The organism is Exiguobacterium sp. s160, from assembly GCF_018617575.1.
GTDB classification, from domain to species: Bacteria; Bacillota; Bacilli; order Exiguobacteriales; family Exiguobacteriaceae; genus Exiguobacterium; species Exiguobacterium aestuarii_A.
Map to the genome: position 1 here is coordinate 456,165 of NZ_JACSKK010000001.1, position 22,643 is coordinate 478,807.

Genomic DNA, 22,643 nt, shown 5'->3' on the forward strand with positions numbered 1-22,643 from the left:
CTGATAAAGTGATTTCATTATCTCAAACTTTGGATTAGATTTCCCTTTTTTTGAATAAAAAGTTGTCGACAAGTTTACCAATAGCTTGGTTCATCAGGATGTAACATCTCATATTCGACAATTCGCCCGATGGTCAAATACGTATAATACCGCGCCAGTTCAACTCGACTTGAGTCAGGACGAAATCCTTCTAAATCTTCTCCGAGCGGAGAGCCGTCGATTGTCTCAAACTGCTGACAAAAAAAAGACTCTGTTTCCGCATCCCAGACGATACGATCCCCGATATATCCACTTCCAAAGCGAATGTAGTCGATGATGGACGGGACGATGACTTCAGCTGGTAACCGTTCACTCATCCGTCCGACTAGTTCGTATCTGATCCGGTCTGCCTGATCCGCTTCTTCGAGGGAGACACATTTTAATACTTCTTTATTGATTTCAATCAAGACAACATAATCACCAGGTTCGATGGAAAGCTTCATCGCCTCACCTCACTTTTCATTCCTTCATCCGATTCTCTACACGTTACTATTCGTGATGGGATGTGGAAATCCTGTCCATTCCGCATCATTTTCCAAATCTCAGTTGAATTCGCAACGATCGCTTGGTTTTTGATATACTATTCGTATGAATCTAGAGAGGAAGTGCATCATGGCCAAACGACCGTTGACCCCTCGTGAAAGTGAATTGATTGCGACCGCTTTGTATGTCGTCGAGACGATTCCATACGCAGGATATATCGATCGTCTCGAATCTCTCACACTACGAGACATCGCTGATGACTATTTGAATGGTACACTACCTGCCGCAGACGCGATTGACGCGCTTGACCAATATATTTATGTGCGACGCCATCGTTTCAAAAATGTGACACCCCACAACCTTTGGACGTTGGATGATCGCACCGAACAAGAAGCGCTGAGACACATTTCAAAACGACCTGAGTTGAAAAAAGGACAGACGCTGAATAAGCGGAATCAACCGTTTCAAGTCGGACAAGACATTGAGTTCAAAGTGGACAAACATGTCGACCGGGGGCAGTTCCGAATTTATATTGGAAAACAACAAGGATATACATGTAAGGCACAGTCTAAAGAGCGGGACAAAATGAAATCAATCACGGGATGGGTCACTCATATCGACCCAAAAGACCGCTTGGTGTTTGTCAACGTCACGGATTTTGGACGTTTGCCGATGGAACAGTCGATGAAGCAGGAACTCGAATCGATGAGTGCCTCATTACTCGGATGGTTCGCGACGGCGACCCTACCTTCCGAAGAAGAGGCTCTACTTGCAAAACAAATGATTGCCACCCTTCAACGTCGTGATCAACCGTATTGGTTTACGTTGACAACCGCCCTTAATCACCCAAGACCAGAACACGTCAAACGTTGGGGAACAGTCGTGAATCTGCTCTTAAAAGCATCAACGGGTGATCAAAAAGCGATTCAGACATTAGAGACACAAGAAGATAAGTACTTCAAAGATGCATTCATCCGTGCGCTTCGAGCTTTGCACGAGGAAATGACGAAACAATTGAACTGATTCGACTCGAGGTGACCCATACGGGGTCACCTCGTTTCGCGTGTAAGTTTTATAGAAAGGAACGATTGACATGCGTTTACTCATCGTGGAAGATGACCCTTCAATTTTACGTCTTGTGAAAGAGACGTTTGAAGATGCAGGTCACGATGTTTTCATTGCAACAGACGGGAAGTCAGGCGAGCAGCTATATATGACTCAGCCGATTGATGCAGCCATTATCGACATTATGCTACCAGGTATAGATGGTCGGGAATTGTGTCGCCGCCTGAAAACGGAACTTGATATTCCTGTCATCTTATTGACGGCACTCGGCGAATGGGAAGATAAACGTCAAGGGTTTGAGCACGGGGCAGATGACTATATGACAAAACCTTTCATCCCAGAAGAACTACTATTCCGATTACAAGCCGTTTCAAGGCGATACAAGCGCTCATCTGCTTCGCGTATTCAAGCAGGACCGCTACAGTTGGATTTAACCGAATATGAAGTGAAACTCGACGATCAATTGTTCTATCTTCCCAAAAAAGAGTTTGAACTATTGTTTCAGCTCGCTTCATTTCCAGGCAGGGTCTATCGTCGCGAAGAGTTGATTGAACTCGTATGGGGATTTGATTTCGAAGGAGATGAACGAACGGTCGATGTGCACATCAAACGACTCCGTCACAGGTTCGACCACCCCGCACTCTCGATTCGGACAGTGCGCGGTGTCGGGTATTCACTCGAGGTATTGAAATGAAGACATTATATACTCGAATCATTCTCACCATGTTTTTCATTTTACTCATTTCTGGAGCCATCTCGTTATTGATTAGTAATGTCGCTTACTATACGTGGTGGCAACCTTCTTATAGTGAGAAGACCGAGACAATCGCAAAACAGGCGTCGACCTATTTCTCAGAACATACAGATGCAGACGAAGACGCATTTTATTCGTTTTTGGCTGCGACAGGTTACCAATTGGTTGTGATTGATTCGACAAATACACGATCGCGCTATGGTGGTTCGTTTAGAGATGAATCGATTCCTGACGATGTGATTTCATTTGTCCGTGCAGGCACACCTTATCAAGGAATGCGTGATTTCCCATTTCACCTGTTCCTTTTAGGGCTATTTGATAATGAATTGACGAATACGTACGGATGGACACTCGACAACGGAGATGTCGTCTTCATTCGACCTGACCTGAGTGCCCAAATCCGAGAGCTTCACCTTTTTGTTGGCATGTTCTTCGGACTCGTAACCATTCTCGCGTTCAGCTTGATTGCGATGTCGACTCGTTCGCTCGTTCGACCTTTAAAAACGCTCACAGCCGCGACGACTGAAGTGGCCATGAGGCAAGAGCCGAAACATCTGCCTATTGAACGAAAAGATGAAATCGGAACGTTAGCGAGACAGTTCCAAGAGATGACGAATGTAATCAAGCAGACCGAAGCACGACAACGTCGATTCGTCTCGAACGTCTCTCATGAGTTTCAGTCACCCTTGACGTCACTCGTCGGCTATGCGGAAAAGTTGGCTGAAGGTACCGACGGTGTATCGAAAGAATATGCACGTGTCATCGAACAAGAAACAAGACGTTTATCTCAATTAACCAAACAACTCTTATTGTTATCGCGTCTAGATGAACATCCACCGACCCTTGCGTCGGATGTGAACGTGTTACAGTCTATCTCAGAGGTCATACAGATGAACGCATTTTTGCTCGACCAAAAAGGGATTGCCGTCATGACCGACATCCCGCCTGATGTCGAATTGAAAAGTGACCCTGTCCTTCTCGCACAAGTGTGGAACAATGTATTAGTCAATGCTATCCATGCCTCACACGATGGTGGGACGATTCGGATCACATGCACCGTCAATCCTCGGATATGTGTCTCCTTTATCGATGAAGGAATTGGAATGGATGAGGAGACGAAACGTCATTTATTTGACCGGTTTTTCAGAGGCGATGCCGCACGAACGACTCAAGGAACCGGGTTAGGCCTCGCCATCACATCAGACATCATCGCTTTGCACGGTGGACAGATTACCCTTGAATCGACTAAAGGAATCGGGACGACGTTCCATCTTCATTTTTGATGCTGTTCATATTCTGTTCATATTGAACGATTACACTTCCTTCATAGAACTTGAAGGAGGTTTTTTTATGCAATTAGGATGGAAAGAGATGTGGCGACAAAAAAGAAAGTTTTCGATGCTGTTCGTGATCACGCTCATGATCGTCATGTTAACGACCTTGATCACGGGGCTTGCTGACGGACTAGCATATGACAACGGTTCTGCCTTACACGAATTGAACGTTTCAACGTATAGACTGGACAAAGATTCAGATGGTCAGTTGACGCGTTCCTTTTTGGACGTCCCAACTGATGCTTCAACTGAAACGATGAGTGTCCGCCCGCTCACAGTCACAATTGATGGAAAGAAAGAAGAGGTGACCCTCTTCGCCCTTCCTAGCGGGAGCAAGATTGGACCAGTCGAAGGTCTACGAAAAGGTGAAGTGGTCTTCGATTCGAGCCTTTCAGAGAACGTAAAGATTGGCGATACGCTGACCGACTTCGTGTCAGCGTATGACTTTACAATCGCTGGTGAGGCCCTTGGAAGATACAGCCATGGGCCCGTCCTCTATACGACGAATGAAACGTGGTTCGATTATTTACGATACTCCGAACAACGTCCATATGTATCTGCCGAGATTGGAGCAAATGCTTCGGCATCCGATACACTCACGATGAGTCAACAGGAACTCATCGAATCTGTTCCCGGTTATAGCGCCGAGCAGAGCACATTTACGATGATGCGGGCATTCTTACTGGTGATCGGAACCTTTATTTTGACCGCATTCTTTTATCTGTTCACCTTACAAAAACTACCAGAACTCGGTATTTTGAAAGCAATCGGTCTCTCCCCACGAATCATCGGACAGGCATTGCTCTTTCAAGTAATCGTCATCGTATCATCCGCTGTCACGGCGTCCATCGCGATTATGTATATCGCTGATGCCGTGATTCCATCGTCGATGCCGTTTATCGTCGACATCGGTCACGTTTCTCTATTTGGTTCCATGTTCATCATCTTATCGATCCTTGGTGCATTCCTTCCGCTCTGGAAGATTCGCCAAATCGACGCGATTGAAATTATAGGAGGGAAAGCATCATGAGACTAGAGCATATATCTCATCAATTCGATGGCCAGCTCGTTCTAAATGATATTCATTTACACGTGTCACCTGGAGAATGTATCGCCATCGTCGGTCCAAGTGGGAGTGGAAAGAGTACGTTATTATATATTCTCGGTCTGCTCCGAAAACCAGATCAAGGAACATTCTCCATGAATGAACAAGATGTGTTTGATTTAGACGAAGAACAGCGACGGCTTCTCCGACTACATGAAGTCGGGTTCGTATTTCAGCAAGCACATCTGATCCCTTATCTGACAGTACTCGAACAGCTCGAGCTCATTCAAGAAAACAAAGATAGCGACGCAAAACAGTTACTAGTGAAGCTTGGATTAGAACATCGATTACATCATCTCCCGACGACACTCTCTGGAGGAGAAAAACAACGCGTCGCCGTCGCTAGAGCCTTGATTAATTCACCACAACTCATTTTGGCAGATGAACCGACGGCGAGTCTGGATTACGAGAACGGACGGCGTGTGATGGAGTTGCTGTCACAACAAGCACATCGTGAAGGACGTAGCGTCGTCGTCATCACGCACGATGAACGTATGCTCGATGTATGTGATCGTGTACTGCGTGTCATCGATGGCACATTGACTGAGGTCAATAGCTAAACATCGGTTCACGTTGACAGATTTGTTGAAGCTGATGCGTGAGCCAGCCACCGAAACGTACGGTGACCCCGATCTCTCCCTGTTGCGAGATGTTGGCACCTTCAATGACCATGAACCGCTCCGCAATATGATTTGATTCGAGTCGTATACCCGAGAGACAAGCAAATGCACGGACGACCTCTTCTGGTCGGCATCCCGTCGACATTGCGATTTCCTGAACCTCGGTGTGTAGGCTCGATTTGTTATGTAGAAAATAACGATCGAGCAACAAATCGAACACGAGACCGACGATTCGTTCGTCGCCGTCACATGTCCATTTAAAGGTCACACCGCTTTCGAGTGTTCCATTTGGATTACTCAACACACATTGAATCATTCGATAGCTATCCACTCGTTCCATCACTGTTCCGATCCCCTTTATAGATTGTTTAGCGATCATAGCGTATATCCTTATGTGATGCGAGAAGAGTATCGTCATATAAACTTTGAGGTTATGGCACGTAAGAGCCCAACTTACGACAGAAAATAGCACGATTTCTCTTCGTTTCGGGTACAATTACGTTGAAAGGAGTCGATCATATGCAACGAAAATGGCAAATCGGATTAGCTTCACTTTTCACTGGTTATTACGCAATCAGCTACTATGCTTTCAAACGGATGACTCGAGGGAAACGGAAAACACCGGAGATGTTACTTGCTCCATACACGGAAGAGGACCGTGCCTTCTATCATGATGTCCCATTTGAACATGTCTCCATACAGTCGAGGGACGATTATCGACTCTATGGTCGAATTTATCGGAATGACGCCTCGACGAAATGGATTGTTTTTGTACATGGTTATACCGCTTCACATAGCTTCATGGCGCCTCATCTCGCCATGTTCCATCGTCTCGGATATAACTTGCTTGCTGTCGACTTAAGGTCACACGGGGAATCCGAAGGCGTTTATGCTTCTTACGGATATCATGAAAAAATCGATATGATCGATTGGGTCGAATGGTTGAAAACGAATGAAACAGTCGAACAAATCGGTCTTCACGGAGTCTCGATGGGTGCAGCGACGGTCCTTCAAACGACTCCGCTCACAGACGTCGATTTTGTCATCGCAGAATGTCCGTTTGACGATATGGGGCAATTGATGCGATACCAATTGAAAGAATTGCATCGGATACCTGCAGAGTTCTTCCTTCCCGGAATCAATTATTTCTTATGGTCTCGTGCCGGGTTCACCATGAAGCAAGTACAACCAAAAAAGGCCGTCACTGAAACGACGACCCCAATCTTATTCGTACACGGCTCAAAAGATGATTTTGTCCCGACGTGGATGTCAGTCGAGATGAACGCGTTGAACCGCCTAAACGATTTGCTCTTGATTGACGGAGCAGAACATACAGATTGTATGATCAAGGACGCCCCTGCATATGAAGACGCAGTCAATCGCTTTTTGCACCGACATGGATTGGTCCAGCAATCAAGTCAAGCAGTACATGCAAGACCATGACCGGCCATAAGACACCCATACCTAAATATAGTAGACCAAGACCGAAACCGACAATGCCCGTCGTCAAGATTCCTTTGACGCCTTGATAGGCATGCGCGATGCCAAAGAGAGCTCCGCCAATTAGTGCAAAAGTGACGTTCGACCCATCGATATATAGTGTGATCGTATAAAGTAGAACGCCTCTAAAGATGAACTCTTCGGTCACACCTGCTGTGACCGAGACGGCACTCCATTCCTGTTCCTCTTTCTTCGTTCTAGGCAGGAGAAGCTTTTCTAAATCAAGCTCATAGTACGGGCGTAGGACACGTCGTAGTCGGGATGAGGTCTTGACTAACAAGTAAAAAACGAGTGTCACTGTGACGAGAATACATGATAGGAAAAAGACTTGCCACGCTTGTTCGTTGCCTGGTTCTGGCGAAAATGTCAAACCTACTTCAGATGGCGGTACTTGAAATAAGAAAATGAGAGCTACAATCAACAAGGTCAGTCCCCATGCTGATTTAACGGTTTGGTCGTATACCCACGTCCGTCCTTTCGTCTCAATCAATGGACGAATCAGTTTTGCGTTAAAGATTTGGACAATCAACATGTATCCAATAATTGCCGTGAAAATCAATCGTTCGAGCATCCATATCCACTCCTGTCCTTCCTCTTAGCTATATGCTACACTATTCGGGTATTGTCTAAAAGCTAGGAGGCGGTATCTTGAAACGTATGATGCTGCGACTGACCGGTTTCATCATTGTACTCGTGCTTTTGCTCGGGGCAATTGGCTGGTTCGGTCAACATGATAAAGTAAACAATGGATTGTATCGAACCTATTATGGCGAGCACGGTGTACCAAACGCTAATCTCGCTGTGTATCAGGACGCCGCGGAGGCATATGACGTGGATTGGCGTCTGCTTGCTGCTGTACATCGCGTCGAGACGATCTTCTCACACAGTTCTTCGATGCGCTCCTCTGTTGGCGCAATCGGACCATTTCAATTTATGCCTCGCACTTGGCTAGGTTGGGAATATGATACGGATGATCAAAAAGGCGATGTTCCAGAAGACGAAGTCGATCTGACAGATCTGGCTTTAATCGATCAATACGGAGGTCTCGGGCGTGACGGAAATGGCGATGGCAAGGCAGACCCGCATAGTCTTGTTGATTCTGCCCATACGGCGGCGTATTATTTAAGTGAACACGGCGGGAAAAAGACGGATTCAGTCACATCGATACGGAACGCCATCTTCGAGTACAATCGAAGTGAGCAGTATGTCACTGATGTCATGACATACTATGAGAATTATGAATCAAGTGTGACGGTCATCCCGGATGAGCGGGACACGTTTAGTCAACATGTCGCCTATTATACGATTCGATACGTCGAGTGGTTTAAGACACTCGGCTGATGTTTACATGAAAAAGTGAGGAATGGAAATGAATACGCATATAGAAGAAGTAACCATCCGCGTAAAATCGATTTTCAACGAAGACAAAACGAAACGTTATATGCGAACGTATGAGTTCACGGATGTCGAGGATGGAGTGATTTGTGCCGTCATCATCTATTCACCGCGTATGAGCGATGCCTTTTTATCAGGTACGACAACGCAACGTGCTTATATGTTGATGCAAAATCATTTGTCGCAACCGATTCGGGAGATGCGTGTCATCAGCCTCGTGCCAACACTTGCCATCAATGATAATCTTCCATATGTGGAATCGCAGCTCGACGAGACGAATTATCACTATGTCGAAGAGACGTTACAAGAGGTGGAGGCGAGCGGCGGGATGATCATCGTCGGTTGGGGTTCGCCTGGTCGATTGATGCACCATGCGACATCCTATAAATCGCTCTTTGCCGATTACGAGTCGAATATGTACTGTATCGGTACGACTGCTAAAGGCGAACCGCAACAGATTCGTATGGCCAACGAGAACACGGTACTCGAGGCGTTCAACAATGAATCGGTAAAACCAAAGTTTCGGATTGTGAAGGAAACGAAAAAGGAAGATGACTCCATGTGAGTCACCTTCCTTTTTTATATGCCCGCCCAGATGGCGATTCCAAATAACGTGAGTAATACACCTGACCAAACAAAATCACTTGATTTGACCTCAACCTTGTCATAAATCGTTCGTTTTCCACTCGTGAACCCTCTTGCTTCCATCGAAAAGGCGATGCGTTCGGCTCGACGGATTGAACCTGCAAGGAGTGGCAACAGTAATTTTGGAACGTGCCGAAGGCGTTCCCATTTCGTGTTGAGCGAAATTCCTCGCAACTGATGTGCATATTGGAGTTGCTGCAGCTCACGCTGCAACAAAGGGATGAAACGGAACCCGACCAGGGCACTATAGGCGATTGTCGGCGATAACTTCGCCTGTTGCATCAAACTCATGACGAATCGCTTTGAATCCGTTGTAAATATGAAAAGAAGGGAGAGGACCGTGAACGCCAAAACGCGAAGACTGAGGGCAACGGCGACACGTCTCTCTTCGATTGTGATGTCCTGACCGAGTATGGTCATCCACGACTCTCCCTCAAGATTTTTCCCAAACACGAGCGTCGTCCAAAACGTACCGATCGCCGTGATGAGAAATGGAATTAAGAACATTCCCCATCTCTTCCACGATACGTCTGTTGCCACCAGCTGAATCAGTAGCGTACCGACAATGATGACGAGCGGTGTCCAAGGATTGTAAAACAGTGCCAGACCGAACATGATGAACGTCAATGTCACAAACTTCACCGTCGGATTCATGTCATGGAGTGACATCGTTCTCCCCTCCCTTGCAATCGATAATCAAGGAGCATCTCTGTGTTCTGCCATAGTTCATCCCCGAACGGTCCCGAAAGTTCCCCATCCTTCATCAAATAGAACGTATTGGCGATATTGGCGAACGATAGGTCATGGGTTACGAACAGGATGGTCTGCCCTTGTTCCGCATGCCGCTTCATCAGCGCCTCGAGTGCATGGAGTGACGCTTCGTCCTGACCTGCAGTCGGTTCATCGAATGCAAGCAATTGCTTATTCGATAGCGACTGGATTCCAACTGCGAGCCTCCGTTTTTGACCATGGCTAAGGGATAACGGATGGAGGAATCTCTGATTATGAAGCTCCATGTCAGATATCACGGTCTCAATTGATGTTTCGTGACCAAACTGCAACTCTTGCTCAACGGAGTTCATAAAAAATAGATGTTCTGGTGATTGTGGCACGAGCCCGACCCGATGATCGTGTTCTGTTAAGCTTCTCAAAAATGTCGACTTCCCGCTCCCATTCGGACCGAGAACGGCAATCACTTCTCCTGACCGGACATGAAGTAACGTTTCCTTAAGCTGAAACGAATCACGTCTGACCTCTTTAACCTTGTAGCGTTGAATAGCTGAGAGTGACGCGTTCGACTTCACGAATGCAAAATCCTCGACCGGACGGAATGATTCATGCCTAACGATACACCCTCGCTCTAACTCAATATGCCAGTCAAAGTAATCTCCCCATAGATGAGGACGATGCTCGACGACAATGACATTCAGGTCTTTCATTTTGTCGAGCCATTTTACAAATTCTTGCGCGGTCACTGGGTCTAGATGCGTCAACGGTTCATCGAGCAGTAGCCACTGAGGCCTTCCGACTAAAGCGCAAGCAACAGCAATCCGCTGTTTCTGTCCGCCTGACAACGAATCAATTTTGCGGTTTCGATAATCACTCAACTGTAACGATTCGAGGATTTCCGTCACGCGTTGTTCGATGTCTGAGACAGGTGTCGACAAGTTCTCAAGTGTGAAGATCAGTTCTTCTTCCACCCGCTCCATGACAAATTGCGTATCCGGGTCTTGAAACACCGTTGCGACCTGCTGATTGATCTCGCCAGGTGCATAGTCGTCGTATGATCGTCCAAGTAGTTCGAGTCTACCATCAAGGATTCCGTCACAATTCTCCGGATAGAGACGGTTGAATAGCGCGAGAAGCGTCGATTTCCCGCTTCCGCTCGCCCCACTAAGAATCGTACGACCTTGACGGATTGAAACGGTCACGTCTTCAAGAATCGCCTCAGAACTCTCTGGGAATCGAAAATGAAGTGACTCTGTCTCAACCATGGACGTTCCCACTTCGTGAAATCGCATAACCGCGAAGTGATCCTGTCTTCAGCAATAGGTCACTGAGCAACTTCCCACCGATTCCAGCGATGACCATCCCACTGACGGCTCTCAGCCCGAACATCGTCGCCACATAGCCTGGCTCTAACATCGCGAACCCACTCATGAAATATGTATAGACGAAACTCGTGACAGCCGACCCAAATCCGGCAAGCATGAGTACCCATAGCTCATAACGTCTATAGCCCGTCATCGCAAAGACGGCTTCTGCCCCTAAACCTTGAACGATGCCGACCAAGATGATGCGTGGCCCAATGGCATTGCCAATCAACATCTCAATCGTTGCGGCCATCACTTCTGAGATGAATGCCGCCCCCGGTTTACGAATGATGTATGCGGAGATAATCGATACGATAAACCAGATGCCAAAGATCCACTCGTAGGCGATGGGACCGATCAACCCTGCCCACAAGTTACCGATATGAACGAACAATAAATAGACGACCGCGAAGACAACAGATAGTACGGAGACAAGGACGACTTCTTTCAATTTCCACGATTTAAGCATGTCGCCCTCCATGTGACGGACTATTTACGCTGAACGTCACCGTCATGACAACGTGTCGGTTCTTTTCGCGCGTCCGCTTAAAGGCCGCCTCGTAGTATGAGAACACGTCATCTAAGTTCCCATGGATGCCTGATGCATAATGCATCGACTCGTTATAGACACCAGCCTGTTTTGCTTGTTCGATTTCCTCATAGATAAGCTCCATGTAATCGTCAGCACCCATCGGATAGAGTGCGAACTGCGATGACACGTACTGGTCTCTTGATGCACCGTTTAATGGTTCGCTCGGAGCCTTGAGTACCTCATCTCCCGCCGAATCCCCTGGACAACCGACAGAGAACGTTCCGCTCATTGAGACATGCTTCCCTTCTTCCGAAGCAAGACTCAAGACCGTTCGAGCGACGTCAAACACATGCTCGACTTGTCCACGGATGACCGTCGACACGTCATCCGTATGTCTCCACACACCTGACAGATCCGTTCGTTTTAGTGCACCTTTGATTGTCCCGACAAAATCGTCTGTCATCGGGCTTAGTGTGAATCGAAACCCGACAATCGGACTCGTACCACATGATTCATTCATTCTATTTCCCCCTCTAAATGTGTTTGCATAAAAAAAGCCGCATTCATGAGAATGCAGCAACAAAATCTATACAAACTTGCATAGAGAAAGTGCCGCACTTCCTCACGCCAGTATTATCTGGATCGAGTTATAAGGGATCGGAGCCATGCTCTCATCTCAGCCGAAGCACCCCTAGTGCAGTCATTAATATGCGGTTACTTATGCAGTCACAGTATAGCGATGTTTTAATCTTTTGTAAACGGTCAATCTGAATATGTGACGAATTGACCTGTGCCCGGGAGCGGATCATGGAGCGTATCCCACGATGTTTCCATCTCCTCATCCGTCAACAAGCAAGCGTCAAGTGACCGCTCGACAGTCTCCCGGTCCATTCGTTGACCGATGAGGACCAATTCGTTCTGTCGGTCTCCGTACGGCTCGATGTAGTCTTCACGCAGTTCAGGTTCTGTTGCAAACATAGCCTCTCGTTCACTATCCGGAAGTGTCGCTAACCAACGACCCGCATGTTCGAGCGTTGATGCATACCCAGCCTGTGAAAACAGACAAGCGAGGTCGTTTCGTGTCGCAATCCATAAGAAACCTTTGGCACGAACGATTTCTTCAGGGTAATGTTCCATCCAATTCATCAAACGCTCAGGATGGAATGGTCGACGCCGACGGTAAACGAACGAACTGATGCCATACTCTTCCGTTTCCGGCGTATGTTCTTCCGACTCGAGTTCTTGAATCCAACCTGCAGCGCGCATCGCTTGGTCAAAATCGAACAACTGGACGTCTAGTAGGTCGTCTAACACCACATTCGAGTAGGTCGAGGTCAACAACCTTGCGCTCGGATTGAGCGTTTTCAGTAAGCCCTTCATCTCCTGCAGTTCTTCTTCAGATACCCTGTCCGCCTTGTTCAATACGATGATGTCCGCAAACTCGACTTGGTCGACGAGAAGGTCGACGACTTCACGTACGTCACCTGTATCGACGGCTTGTTGGCGTTCCATAAGCGATTCACCGGAATTGAAATCTTTGAAGAAGCGGTACGCATCGACGACAGTGACCATCGCATCGATATAGACACGGCTCGTCAAATCGATCCCGAGCGCGTCGTCGGCATACGTGAATGTCTGCGCAACGGGAATCGGCTCTGAAACCCCAGAAGACTCGATGATGATGCCATCGAGCTCGCGATCTTTCGTTAATTCATAGACGGCTGTCAACAAATCTTCTCGGAGCGTGCAACAGATGCATCCGTTCGAGAGCTCGACTAGCTTTTCATCGGTCCGGGAGAATCCTCCCTGCTCGATCAACTTTTCATCGATATTCAGTTCACTCATGTCGTTCACGATGACCGCATATTTCTTATGATCTCGGTTATGTAAGATGTGGTTAAGCAGCGTCGTCTTGCCGCTACCAAGATACCCCGAGAGTACTGTAATTGGAATACGTTTCATAATATATCCTCCATTTAAATCGTAATGATTACTTTTTATATAATGAAATGGTAACATCTTTTTGTCAACAAAAAAACACGTCCATCGACGTGTTTTTGAACGTGTGGGTATTTATTCTTCAAGTGCCCTTCTTTCGGCTTCCGAGCGCGGATAAGCGTTCGCCTGCCATTCAGCCCGATAAATCGAGTCGAGTTGAGTCAATCCGACCTCGTCCTCATCTTTGTCTGAATCGACGCTCGGCACCTCATCCCACTTCGGGTCGAGGTAAGAATGGTCTTCTTCACGCGCTCGGTTTTCTTGTAACTTTTGAATCCCCATCTTAACTGCTGCTGCAACTGCCAACCCAATACCTGCTCGAACCAACAGTCGTTTCACCATCGTATTTCCTCCTCAGCGACCGAAACGATACAATGGCATCCCTTTCACTTCTGTGTCGACGATAAATACTGATCCCGCATCCGGATATTCGGAAAGCGCCTCCTCATCCATTCCTTCGCGAGCCGTCGTGATGGCTAATCGATTAAGCCCATCCCCGATAAAGGCGCATGAGGTGACATTCGGTGCAGGAACATGCACTTCCAATAATTTTTTACCTGTCGACGGGTCCCAACGTGACACTCTTCCACCAGCATAATGTGCAACCCATAGACAGCCTTCAGAGTCGGACGTCATCCCGTCAGGAAAGCCCTCTTCCTCTGAAAAATCAATTACGACCTCTCCGTTCGAGAGCGTTCCTGACTTCAAATCAAAATCATATTTCCGAATTTTTTCAGTCGGTGTATCGATATGGTAAAAAACGGAATGGTCAGGAGACCATGTCAACCCGTTCGAAAGTGTCAATTCATCCATGAGTGATGTCGTCGTTCCATCTCGATCGACTCGATACAATGTCGCTTGGTTTTCTTCATCCTCAAGATGGAGCGTACCTGCGAAAATACGACCATATGGATCGGCTTTCCCGTCGTTGAAACGTAATCGACCATCAGGGTCATCCAGCTCGACAATCTTATTTAGATCTCGATTAATTTCATCCCATTCATAGATTCCATCTTTCAATCCAAGGACGACACCGTCCGTAACTTTTGGTATGACAAAACCGACCTGTTTTCCGACCTCGAATGAAGAAATCTCGTCTTCTCGCTCGTCATACCACCATAACGTATGACCCTCGATATCTACCCAATAAAAACGCTTTAACTCAGCATCCCAACAAGGACCTTCACCAAGCGTATTTCGTACCCGAATCCATAACGACGCATCTACTCTCTCCATTACTTAGCCTCCACTCTATCCATTAGTTCAGAAATCTATTCCCTTCTCCCATCTGGACTATGCATGAATTCGGAAAATCGTGATGGATTTTCACCGTCACTGGTTCGATTTGCTATAGTGAAAGAAAAGTAGAGAGGAAGTGAATGTCTTGTCTAAATGGGATGAACGATTTAGCTCGGAGGATTATGTGTATGGGACAGAGCCGAACGAGTTTTTACAAGAATGGATCACCTCTCATCAGATCGAAGGAAAACGTGTATTGGCCATCGCTGAGGGGGAAGGTCGAAACGCAGTCTGGCTCGCCACGCTCGGCTTCGACGTCGAGATGTGGGACACTTCGAAAGTGGGACTCGAAAAAGCGAAGCGCTTGGCGACTTCACGAAACGTCTCCCTTCAGACGAAACAGATTGACTTGAATGAAGCGGTCTGGTCGCAAGATACGTATGACCTAGTCATCTGTATCTTCGGCCACTTTCCACCACAAGTCAGAGAAAAGGTGCTCGCCGGTATTCAAAAAACACTACGACCTGGTGGCGTATTTCTGACTGAAGTGTACTCTACAAATCAACTCGCTTACGGGACAGGCGGACCAAAAGACGTCTCACTTCTGTACACCGAAGAGATGTTCCACCAACTAGAGGACGATTTCATACCTATTCTTTTGCACGAGATGGTCGTTTGGCGAGAAGAAGGAACACTGCATCACGGCGAATCAGCTGTGATTCAATATGTCGGACAAAAACGATAAGCGAATGGCCTCCCCGAAAATTCGGAGAGGCCATTTGATTACTTCGCGCCTTCGACGTTCATATGCTTACTGCGGAGCTGACCGCAAGCTGCATCGATATCTGTCCCATGTTCGAGACGGACACCTGTGTTGACACCACGCTTTTTCAAGATATCATAAAACGCCATGATATCTTCCGGTGTGCTTCGCTCATATTGGATATGCTCGTTGACAGGATTATATGGAATCAAGTTGATGTAAGACTTGTCCTTGATGTCTTCAATCAAGTCCGCGAGTTCTTCCGCATGTTCCGGTAAATCGTTCACTTTCGAGAGCAAGATATACTCGAATGTGATCCGCTTATTCGTCTTCTCGACGTAATAGCGAATCGACGGCATGAGTTTATCAAGCGGGAACGCCCGGTTGATTTTCATGATACGTGTGCGTAATTCATCGTTTGGCGCATGCAGAGAGAGCGCCAAGTTGATGCGTAAATCGAGGTCAGCAAACTTATAAATCTTGTCCGCAAGACCACTCGTCGACACGTTGATTTTACGTGGAGCGATTGCAAGACCACGCTCATCTTTGACGACGCGCAAGAAGTCGACCAAGTTATCGAAGTTATCGAACGGTTCACCGATTCCCATAACGACGATATGACTGACGCGGTCCCCTTCTCCTTCTCCATCGAGGAAATGTTGGACAGTCATGATTTGCTCGACGACCTCACCAGCCGTCAAATCACGTGTCTTTTTCAACAAGCCGCTCGCACAGAAGCTGCAGCCGATGTTACAACCGACCTGTGTCGTCACACAGACCGAGCGACCATATTTATGACGCATGAGCACCGTCTCGATATAGTGACCATCATGCAATTTAAGTAAAAATTTGACCGTCCCATCGCCCGCTTCTTGTTTGACGAACAGTTCTTGTGTCGAGATGACGTATTTCTCAGTTAAGTAATCGCGTACTTCGTCACGGACGTTCAGCGCGTCCATCGATTTGACTCGATCGATGTAGAGCGAGTCCCAGACTTGACGTGCGTGGAAGGCACCGTATCCTGCTTCCGTGCACTCGTTTGTGAGCTGATCGAACGTCAACCCGTATATAGATGATTTCATTCTAACCTGTCCTTTCTCTAATCCGCATACGTACCATTGTAGCGGACGTCAGAGACGGGTGCAACTTACGAATAATCTGGAGGCGTCGGTCGTGTGATGAACTGTTCGAACGCATAAGCGACACGAATCAAATCTCTTTCCGCAAAGCTCGTTCCCGTGAACGATAGACCGAACGGGGCCCCGCTCTCTTTTCGTTTATAAGGGACCGTGATTGTCGGGTGTCCTGCTTTCGCAGCCATGTCATAGTTCATGTCATGTGGCAGGACGATTGCGTCCAGTTTTTGCCCTTTTAATAGCTCATCCATTCCGTCCACTTTTGCGAGATGAACATCATCAATCCGACGGTCGAGATAACTAGCTTCGACAAGACGCCCTGAACGTGCATCTGACTGTTCAAAGATGGTCTGCCCGTGCGGAATCGATTCGGGGTGGTCCGCGTTCCATTCAATTAAGTCTGAAAGCGTCTTAAATGGAACAGTTGTGTTCGCAAGATACGCCTCAATCCCAAGCTTGAATTCATCAAACAAAATATCTGCCTGTTCTAATGCTGTATGCTTTGGTAACGTGATCTCGACGAGTTCAACCTCGGCTTGACGCAGCAATCGAAGTGCCTGTTCATACAAACCGACCTCTTCGTCTGAAATATTTGGCTTGATAAATCCGACACGCATCCCGACCGCTTGACGGACATCGAGACATGTCACATAAGGCGGTCCGACTGGAGTTTCCCATGTCGCAGGATCAGCCGAATCTTCACCACACATTGTCTGTAACGCAACGACCGCATCACGAAGGGTACGCGCCATCGGTCCAGCCGTATCCTGAGAACGTGAGATCGGAATGATTCCTGAACGACTGATCAAGCCGACGGTCGGCTTGATTCCGACGATACTATTATGCACACTCGGGTGTACAATCGAGCCGCTCGTCTCAGATCCAACGGCAAGTAGTGTCAAGTTCGCCGCAACCGCCGAAGCCGATCCAGAACTCGATCCCCCGACATCTAATTGGTCGCCATAAGGGTTCTTCGTTTGTCCGCCAACAGCACTCCAACCGTTCGGCATATCTTCCGTTAAAAAGTTCGCCCACTCGGACAGGTTCGCTTTTCCAAGAATGATGGCCCCGTCATCCCGTAATCGTTTCACGAGCTCGGCATCTCGACCTGCAAAATGATGTCGCATGGCGGCGGCACCTGCTGTCGTACGCATCAGACCGGCTGTCTCGATATTGTCCTTAATTAAGACGGGGATGCCGAGGAGCGGTTTGCGTACTCCTTTTTTATAGGCCCGGTCTGCCGCCTCTGCCTCGAACAGGGCGTCCGGATTTACCTGGATGACGGCATGAAGTCGCTCATTATATGCAGCAATCCTTCTAAGATAATACGCAGTTATGTCTCGTGCCGTGAATTGTCCTTCTTTATACCCACGATGTGCACGTTCAATCGTCAGTTCATGTAATTGGATTTCTTCCATCCTACATTCCTCCTTTATCTCTCCCACTTTATTCGTGCTCTATGCCTGATTTCCTTTTCGTATCGCCAAGTCGATGTGTTCTTGTTACACTTAAGAAAAAACAGGAGGTTCCTATGACACGCTCCTACATATTCGTGCTACTCGCTGTGTTCGGTCTATTTTTCTTGCAGTTATACGGAGAAAATGTGCCGTATGGTCCGTTCATTTCGATCGGGTTGATCGGATTCATCATCGTCTTGACGATTTTTCAGTTAAAGCGAAAACCGAATCATTGACGAAATTATTTTGAGGGTGGTATGATGCTCTCACCAACTACATATCGATATCAAGAGTGAACGAGAGATCTGGCTCCATGACTTCACAGCAACCTGCCACAGGCAAGGTGCTACGACCAGCAAGGGAAACCTTGGACGATATGACGAGAGCGCTCATGTCATCCGACGTGAGCGTTTTTTTGTTGAAATACGATTTGGAGGGAACGACAGTATGGAAAAAGCAACATTCGCAGGTGGCTGTTTTTGGTGCATGGTGACACCATTTGAAGAATTACCAGGGATTGAAGGAATCGTATCTGGCTATATGGGCGGACATATCGACAATCCTACGTATGAAGAAGTCAAAACGGGAACGACTGGTCATTTAGAAGTCGTTCAGATCACATATGATCCATCTTTGTTCTCATATGAGCGTCTCCTCGAACTATATTGGATTCAAACCGACCCGACCGACGACGGTGGTCAATTCCAAGACCGCGGGCCTCAGTATGCCCCAGCCATCTTTTATCACACGGAGGAACAACGAATCGGGGCTGAAGCGAGTCGAGACGTATTGGCGGCAAGTGGTCGCTTCACGGCACCGATTGTCACAAAAATCACTCCGGCGACGACATTCTTCGAAGCGGAAGAGTATCACCAGGATTACCATAAAAAGAACCCGAAACACTATAAAGAAGACCGGGCCATCTCAGGACGGGACACGTTCATCGAAGAGAACTGGACCGAAACCGTATAACGGTCATTAGACGCGAATTTTAGCATTTGCGTCTTTTTATAAGCCCAATAATCGGGAAAAGGCTATTAATGGTTCATACATCCGAAAAGGAGGACTCATACATGAAAACTAGTACGAAACTCATCATCGGTGTGATCGGCGTAGCCGTAATCGCCGTTGCCTGGTGGCTCATCTCACCGCTTTTCTTGACAGAGACAGTCGATGAAGGATTACCACCGACAGCAGTTGAGACGCCTGCTTCAGAAGAAGAGACAGAGGAAGAGACAACCGAGACACCGGAAGCACAACCGAGTCAAACCGAAGTAGCGGGTGTGTTCATGGACGGGGAGAAAAATTATGAAACGACGGGCACGATTCGCTCCGTCGAGGCAGAAGACGGGACGTATCTCCGATTTGAAGAGTTTGAAACGACGAACGGACCTGATTTATTTGTCTATTTGACGAAGCCAGGACAAGAGACGTCCGAAGGGATTCGACTTGGAGCACTTAAAGGGAATACAGGAAACCAAAACTATTTAGTTCCGGCAGATGTCGATCTGTCAGAATATAGCACCGTAGTGATCTGGTGCCGTGCTTTTAGTGCGACGTTCGGGACGGGTGAATTGACTGAATCAAGTGAATAAACAGACTGAAGGGTGGCTGAATGAATCGGCCACCCTCTTTTTATTTGAAATCAGCTGAAAAAAACAATGATTCTTCATCCAACCTCAAATGAGAACATGCTATCATATATGTAAATAAGTGTAATTCAATTGAGGAGGTACGATTATGGAGCAGTCATTCTCACAACCATACAAACACTACTTTTGGAAACGTTTCTTTCTTTTCTTCATTCCATTGATGATGGTGGGCATACTATCCGAACCGACAATCATTCAAAATCCATTTGAAAAGCTCGAAGACTATGGAGAATTTGTGTTTTTCTTGGCAATTTATATCCTTGTACTCGGTGGATGGGCGGCGTTTATAACGTCGATTATGTGGCGTATTAGACAACGCAAGTTGAAAAAAGAGGAGAATGATTAAAATGAACTCTTATTACTCCCATCCAGTGATGAATAATACAAAGTGGGAAGAAATTAGAGAAGCAATATGCAATACTCCTAATCACTTCCAATGGCGGACAAAAGATATTGAAACCGGCTATATTACAATGTGGGATGCTGAGTGGTATTATCATTTCAGACTTGGGGACTACAAATACATTGAATGGTTAGAAATCAAGGCAGATACCGAGGAACTCCGAAAGAACCTTTTAGATATCCTTCAAAAAATTCATGTTCCTGAAAAGGTTTTTGAGGATGTTATTCGAGTTTATGGATATGTTGATACTGGATCATACGTTGACTATATTTAGTGTAACTCACTATGTTCAATTTACACTTTTCGCTCTTAATTTCAATAAGGACGTAAGCAGACGGCCCACATCCTTATTTTTGACTTTTCTCTTACACCCCGTGCCTCCCGTCAGAAAGGTCAACGAACATAGAGATGCGGCTTGTGAGCCAGCAGCTCTTGTTATCGGGTCGTCAGGGAGGCAGCGGTGCGATGAGCGACTTCGCCACGAGGCGTTAGACGCTCACGCATGAGCCCGGATCACCATTCCTTCTCCCAGGCCCCGTCCTCAGAGACTTCCCAATCCTCGAACCGATACTTGATGAGCCAATGGACATGCATCACCTCATACTCGAATACAGCCTTCGATAGCTCTGAAACGACGAAACTGACGTCTCTATCCGCCACCACCCATGTGCCATTAGATATACGCTCTTGATTAGACGCTCATAGATCAACACACGGGAAATAAGGCGATTTATTAAAAGCTTTAGTGGTTCATCACTAAAGCTTTAATAAATCTATAAATGTGTCTAATTATTACACAACTGCAGATAGAGCTATGAGGTCAATTATCAAGTGTGTAATCCATGATCCCCAAATGCTTCTTCCTGTCTTTAAATATACATAGTTGAGAAGAAGTCTCGCAAACCCTTGTAAAAGCAACACGTGTAATAGTGTAGAAAACAGGGAGCCATCCCAATAGGCAAACACATGTAACAGTGCGAATATAACAGCACTCAAGAGTGAACTCATTAAAGTAGAAACTCCTTTACTTCTCGCACCTTCTAAAATACCAATCCCTAAGAACTCCTCTCCGAATAACATAAAAGGTAAAATCCAAATGATTTGATTTAATTGGCCTACTGCCGGATTTGCAGCCCAATCAAATCCTAATAAAGTTACAGAAAATGAAACGATGATACTATATACAAAGTAAATAATTACTCCTAAAAGAATTAGCCAAATCTTTTTCGGAAAAGAAAACACTCGTTTATAATCTTGTCTAAATACTATGATCCAAGCAAAAGCCCCTCCAATGAAAAGTGCAGACCATGCCGCGTCAAAAAAATTGACTAAAAGAAACCCTATGAGCAATAACAGTGACCCAATAATCAGACCAGATGTATTGGTTCTCATTGTATCCATGTTTGTCCTCCGTTCATTTCTCCAATTCGCGCATCATCTCATAAACATACTTATTACATTTTTATTTCCCGGATTAAAAGTGAGAATAAACACAGTAAATGAAATATATATAATATAAAAAGTTACCGTTCATAAGGTGAAATAAATAGAGCGCGAAAAATTTTAATGGATTAAAGACAATTATCACTTGACCAAATTAAAAAAATGAGGTTCAATGAACTTACGAACGTTCGTAAGCTTTAGTTTGTTCGTCTCATTTTCTGTAGTTGTTAGTTACAATGCTCGTATTTGTATAAAAAGGAGTAGGATTCGAAATGAATAAAGGCTGGATATTAGTAATTGTAGGTGCAATTTTAGAAGTAGGTTGGGTTATTGGACTAAAACATGCAGATAGTATGACGACGTGGGGGCTCACAGCCATCGCGATTGTCCTATCTTTTTCGTTCTTAATCATCTCAACGTCGAAAATCCCCGTCGGAACAGCCTATGCTGTTTTCGTTGGCTTAGGAACCACTGGAACTGTATTGATGGAAATGTTGGTATTCGGATATCCGATTCAAATGACAAAGATACTATTAATTCTTGTCTTGCTGTCTGGGGTAATCGGATTGAAACTCGTAACTGGTACTTCATCTAAAGAAGGGGCGCGAAACTAATGGCATGGATTTTTCTGTTATTCTCAGGATTGTTTGAAGTGGTAGGTGTCACAGGTATCAACATGATATTAAAGAAAAAATCAGCAAAGTCTTTTCTCGTCCTCATCCTAGGTCTTGGTGGGAGTTTCGCATTGTTGAGCATGGCCATGCAGGATCTACCGATGGGTACAGCCTATGCGATTTGGACAGGGATTGGGACAGTTGGATCAGGGGTTGTCGGAATACTTTTCTTCGGGGAATCAAACAACTGGAAGCGGCTCGTATTTATGAGCATGGTGTTAACCGCGGCAATCGGACTCAAACTTATTAGCTAACAAAAATACTATCATCTTCTATCGTTCATAATAATATGCACGCATATGAAAATATCATT

General features: G+C 46.3%; 29 protein-coding genes and 2 riboswitches. Of the genes, 16 read left to right on the forward strand and 13 right to left on the reverse strand.

Going from position 1 to position 22,643, the window contains the following annotated elements; translation table 11 throughout:
- Positions 1 to 74 precede the first annotated feature (74 nt).
- The gene (locus tag KNO86_RS02340) at positions 75 to 482 is read right to left on the reverse strand and encodes a type III PLP-dependent enzyme domain-containing protein (RefSeq protein ID WP_074034380.1); all 408 of its coding nucleotides are present in this window, start codon (positions 480 to 482) and stop codon (positions 75 to 77) included.
- A gap of 169 nt (positions 483 to 651) precedes the next feature.
- On the opposite strand from KNO86_RS02340, the gene KNO86_RS02345 reads away from it, so the two are divergent.
- The 5 genes from KNO86_RS02345 to KNO86_RS02365 all read left to right on the forward strand — a co-directional run bounded on the left by KNO86_RS02345 (position 652) and on the right by KNO86_RS02365 (position 5,340).
- The gene (locus KNO86_RS02345) at positions 652 to 1,545 is read left to right on the forward strand and encodes a hypothetical protein (RefSeq protein ID WP_214692535.1); all 894 of its coding nucleotides are present in this window, start codon (positions 652 to 654) and stop codon (positions 1,543 to 1,545) included.
- 70 nt (positions 1,546 to 1,615) lie between these two features.
- Complete coding sequence (locus tag KNO86_RS02350) at positions 1,616 to 2,281, forward strand: response regulator transcription factor (RefSeq protein WP_214692537.1); 666 nt, start codon at positions 1,616 to 1,618, stop codon at positions 2,279 to 2,281.
- Entirely contained in the window at positions 2,278 to 3,624 is a 1,347-nt protein-coding gene (locus KNO86_RS02355) for a sensor histidine kinase (RefSeq protein ID WP_214692545.1), read from the forward strand. Before KNO86_RS02350 ends, KNO86_RS02355 begins: the two co-directional genes overlap by 4 nt.
- Positions 3,625 to 3,691: 67 nt before the next feature.
- Entirely contained in the window at positions 3,692 to 4,705 is a 1,014-nt protein-coding gene (locus KNO86_RS02360; RefSeq protein ID WP_214692546.1) for an ABC transporter permease, read from the forward strand.
- Positions 4,702 to 5,340 carry an ABC transporter ATP-binding protein gene (locus KNO86_RS02365; protein WP_214692548.1) on the forward strand — a complete coding sequence of 213 codons (639 nt, stop codon included), beginning with the start codon at positions 4,702 to 4,704 and terminating at the stop codon, positions 5,338 to 5,340. Before KNO86_RS02360 ends, KNO86_RS02365 begins: the two co-directional genes overlap by 4 nt.
- Here the strand turns inward: KNO86_RS02365 and KNO86_RS02370 are convergent.
- Positions 5,330 to 5,740 (reverse strand): hypothetical protein, encoded by a 411-nt coding sequence (locus tag KNO86_RS02370; protein WP_214692550.1) that lies wholly within the window; start codon positions 5,738 to 5,740, stop codon positions 5,330 to 5,332. The two genes, KNO86_RS02365 and KNO86_RS02370, sit on opposite strands and share 11 nt — an antisense overlap.
- Before the next feature lie 179 nt (positions 5,741 to 5,919).
- Between KNO86_RS02370 and KNO86_RS02375 the strand changes: the two genes are divergently transcribed.
- The gene (locus KNO86_RS02375) at positions 5,920 to 6,843 is read left to right on the forward strand and encodes an alpha/beta hydrolase (protein ID WP_214692552.1); all 924 of its coding nucleotides are present in this window, start codon (positions 5,920 to 5,922) and stop codon (positions 6,841 to 6,843) included.
- Here KNO86_RS02375 and KNO86_RS02380 read toward each other — a convergent pair.
- Positions 6,776 to 7,471: a CPBP family intramembrane glutamic endopeptidase gene (locus KNO86_RS02380; protein WP_214692554.1), complete on the reverse strand. Its 696-nt coding sequence runs from the start codon at positions 7,469 to 7,471 to the stop codon at positions 6,776 to 6,778. The genes KNO86_RS02375 and KNO86_RS02380 overlap by 68 nt on opposite strands.
- Before the next feature lie 86 nt (positions 7,472 to 7,557).
- On the opposite strand from KNO86_RS02380, the gene KNO86_RS02385 reads away from it, so the two are divergent.
- The gene (locus tag KNO86_RS02385) at positions 7,558 to 8,241 is read left to right on the forward strand and encodes a lytic transglycosylase domain-containing protein (RefSeq protein WP_251126916.1); all 684 of its coding nucleotides are present in this window, start codon (positions 7,558 to 7,560) and stop codon (positions 8,239 to 8,241) included.
- Between the two features lie 28 nt (positions 8,242 to 8,269).
- Complete coding sequence (locus KNO86_RS02390; RefSeq protein ID WP_214692558.1) at positions 8,270 to 8,860, forward strand: DUF1643 domain-containing protein; 591 nt, start codon at positions 8,270 to 8,272, stop codon at positions 8,858 to 8,860.
- A 14-nt stretch (positions 8,861 to 8,874) separates the two neighbouring features.
- Here KNO86_RS02390 and KNO86_RS02395 read toward each other — a convergent pair whose 3' ends face one another.
- The 7 genes from KNO86_RS02395 to KNO86_RS02425 form a co-directional block, all read right to left on the reverse strand.
- Positions 8,875 to 9,609 (reverse strand): energy-coupling factor transporter transmembrane component T family protein, encoded by a 735-nt coding sequence (locus tag KNO86_RS02395; RefSeq protein ID WP_214692560.1) that lies wholly within the window; start codon positions 9,607 to 9,609, stop codon positions 8,875 to 8,877.
- Entirely contained in the window at positions 9,591 to 10,934 is a 1,344-nt protein-coding gene (locus tag KNO86_RS02400) for an ABC transporter ATP-binding protein (protein WP_214692562.1), read from the reverse strand. The genes KNO86_RS02395 and KNO86_RS02400 overlap by 19 nt, the downstream gene beginning before the upstream one ends.
- Positions 10,927 to 11,502, reverse strand: coding sequence for an ECF transporter S component (locus KNO86_RS02405; RefSeq protein ID WP_074034359.1), 576 nt, complete (start codon positions 11,500 to 11,502; stop codon positions 10,927 to 10,929). Before KNO86_RS02405 ends, KNO86_RS02400 begins: the two co-directional genes overlap by 8 nt.
- Complete coding sequence (locus KNO86_RS02410) at positions 11,495 to 12,085, reverse strand: Ykof family thiamine-binding protein (protein ID WP_214692564.1); 591 nt, start codon at positions 12,083 to 12,085, stop codon at positions 11,495 to 11,497. Before KNO86_RS02410 ends, KNO86_RS02405 begins: the two co-directional genes overlap by 8 nt.
- 82 nt (positions 12,086 to 12,167) lie before the next feature.
- A riboswitch (TPP riboswitch) is annotated at positions 12,168 to 12,268 on the reverse strand.
- A gap of 59 nt (positions 12,269 to 12,327) precedes the next feature.
- Positions 12,328 to 13,527: a GTP-binding protein gene (locus KNO86_RS02415; RefSeq protein ID WP_214692566.1), complete on the reverse strand. Its 1,200-nt coding sequence runs from the start codon at positions 13,525 to 13,527 to the stop codon at positions 12,328 to 12,330.
- Between the two features lie 111 nt (positions 13,528 to 13,638).
- A complete protein-coding gene (locus KNO86_RS02420; RefSeq protein WP_214692568.1) occupies positions 13,639 to 13,905 on the reverse strand; it encodes a hypothetical protein in 267 nt (88 codons plus the stop codon).
- Between the two features lie 12 nt (positions 13,906 to 13,917).
- On the reverse strand, positions 13,918 to 14,799 hold the full coding sequence (locus KNO86_RS02425; protein WP_214692570.1) for an SMP-30/gluconolactonase/LRE family protein: 882 nt from the start codon (positions 14,797 to 14,799) through the stop codon (positions 13,918 to 13,920).
- A 139-nt stretch (positions 14,800 to 14,938) separates the two neighbouring features.
- On the opposite strand from KNO86_RS02425, the gene KNO86_RS02430 reads away from it, so the two are divergent.
- Positions 14,939 to 15,547 (forward strand): class I SAM-dependent methyltransferase, encoded by a 609-nt coding sequence (locus tag KNO86_RS02430; RefSeq protein ID WP_353047397.1) that lies wholly within the window; start codon positions 14,939 to 14,941, stop codon positions 15,545 to 15,547.
- Between the two features lie 38 nt (positions 15,548 to 15,585).
- Here the strand turns inward: KNO86_RS02430 and rlmN are convergent, their stop codons facing one another.
- Positions 15,586 to 16,647 (reverse strand): dual-specificity RNA methyltransferase RlmN, encoded by a 1,062-nt coding sequence (rlmN, locus tag KNO86_RS02435; protein ID WP_214692573.1) that lies wholly within the window; start codon positions 16,645 to 16,647, stop codon positions 15,586 to 15,588.
- A gap of 65 nt (positions 16,648 to 16,712) precedes the next feature.
- Positions 16,713 to 18,119: an amidase family protein gene (locus KNO86_RS02440; RefSeq protein ID WP_214692574.1), complete on the reverse strand. Its 1,407-nt coding sequence runs from the start codon at positions 18,117 to 18,119 to the stop codon at positions 16,713 to 16,715.
- Between the two features lie 113 nt (positions 18,120 to 18,232).
- Between KNO86_RS02440 and KNO86_RS02445 the strand changes: the two genes are divergently transcribed.
- The 5 genes from KNO86_RS02445 (at position 18,233) to KNO86_RS02465 (ending at position 20,487) form a co-directional block, all read left to right on the forward strand.
- Positions 18,233 to 18,394, forward strand: coding sequence for a hypothetical protein (locus KNO86_RS02445; RefSeq protein ID WP_214692576.1), 162 nt, complete (start codon positions 18,233 to 18,235; stop codon positions 18,392 to 18,394).
- 44 nt (positions 18,395 to 18,438) lie between these two features.
- Positions 18,439 to 18,538, forward strand: a riboswitch (SAM riboswitch).
- 67 nt (positions 18,539 to 18,605) lie between these two features.
- On the forward strand, positions 18,606 to 19,130 hold the full coding sequence (gene msrA, locus KNO86_RS02450) for a peptide-methionine (S)-S-oxide reductase MsrA (protein WP_214692578.1): 525 nt from the start codon (positions 18,606 to 18,608) through the stop codon (positions 19,128 to 19,130).
- 101 nt (positions 19,131 to 19,231) lie between these two features.
- The gene (locus tag KNO86_RS02455) at positions 19,232 to 19,753 is read left to right on the forward strand and encodes a DM13 domain-containing protein (RefSeq protein WP_214692580.1); all 522 of its coding nucleotides are present in this window, start codon (positions 19,232 to 19,234) and stop codon (positions 19,751 to 19,753) included.
- Positions 19,754 to 19,898: 145 nt separating this feature from the next.
- Entirely contained in the window at positions 19,899 to 20,156 is a 258-nt protein-coding gene (locus tag KNO86_RS02460; RefSeq protein ID WP_214692582.1) for a hypothetical protein, read from the forward strand.
- 1 nt (position 20,157) lies between these two features.
- Positions 20,158 to 20,487 (forward strand): DUF6678 family protein, encoded by a 330-nt coding sequence (locus KNO86_RS02465; protein WP_214692583.1) that lies wholly within the window; start codon positions 20,158 to 20,160, stop codon positions 20,485 to 20,487.
- Positions 20,488 to 21,005: 518 nt separating this feature from the next.
- Here the strand turns inward: KNO86_RS02465 and KNO86_RS02470 are convergent.
- Positions 21,006 to 21,614, reverse strand: a complete 609-nt coding sequence (locus KNO86_RS02470; RefSeq protein WP_214692585.1) for a CPBP family glutamic-type intramembrane protease — start codon at positions 21,612 to 21,614, stop codon at positions 21,006 to 21,008.
- 314 nt (positions 21,615 to 21,928) lie between these two features.
- Between KNO86_RS02470 and KNO86_RS02475 the strand changes: the two genes are divergently transcribed.
- Positions 21,929 to 22,270, forward strand: coding sequence for a DMT family transporter (locus KNO86_RS02475; protein ID WP_214692587.1), 342 nt, complete (start codon positions 21,929 to 21,931; stop codon positions 22,268 to 22,270).
- The gene (locus KNO86_RS02480; protein ID WP_214692590.1) at positions 22,270 to 22,584 is read left to right on the forward strand and encodes a DMT family transporter; all 315 of its coding nucleotides are present in this window, start codon (positions 22,270 to 22,272) and stop codon (positions 22,582 to 22,584) included. Before KNO86_RS02475 ends, KNO86_RS02480 begins: the two co-directional genes overlap by 1 nt.
- Positions 22,585 to 22,643 lie beyond the last annotated feature (59 nt).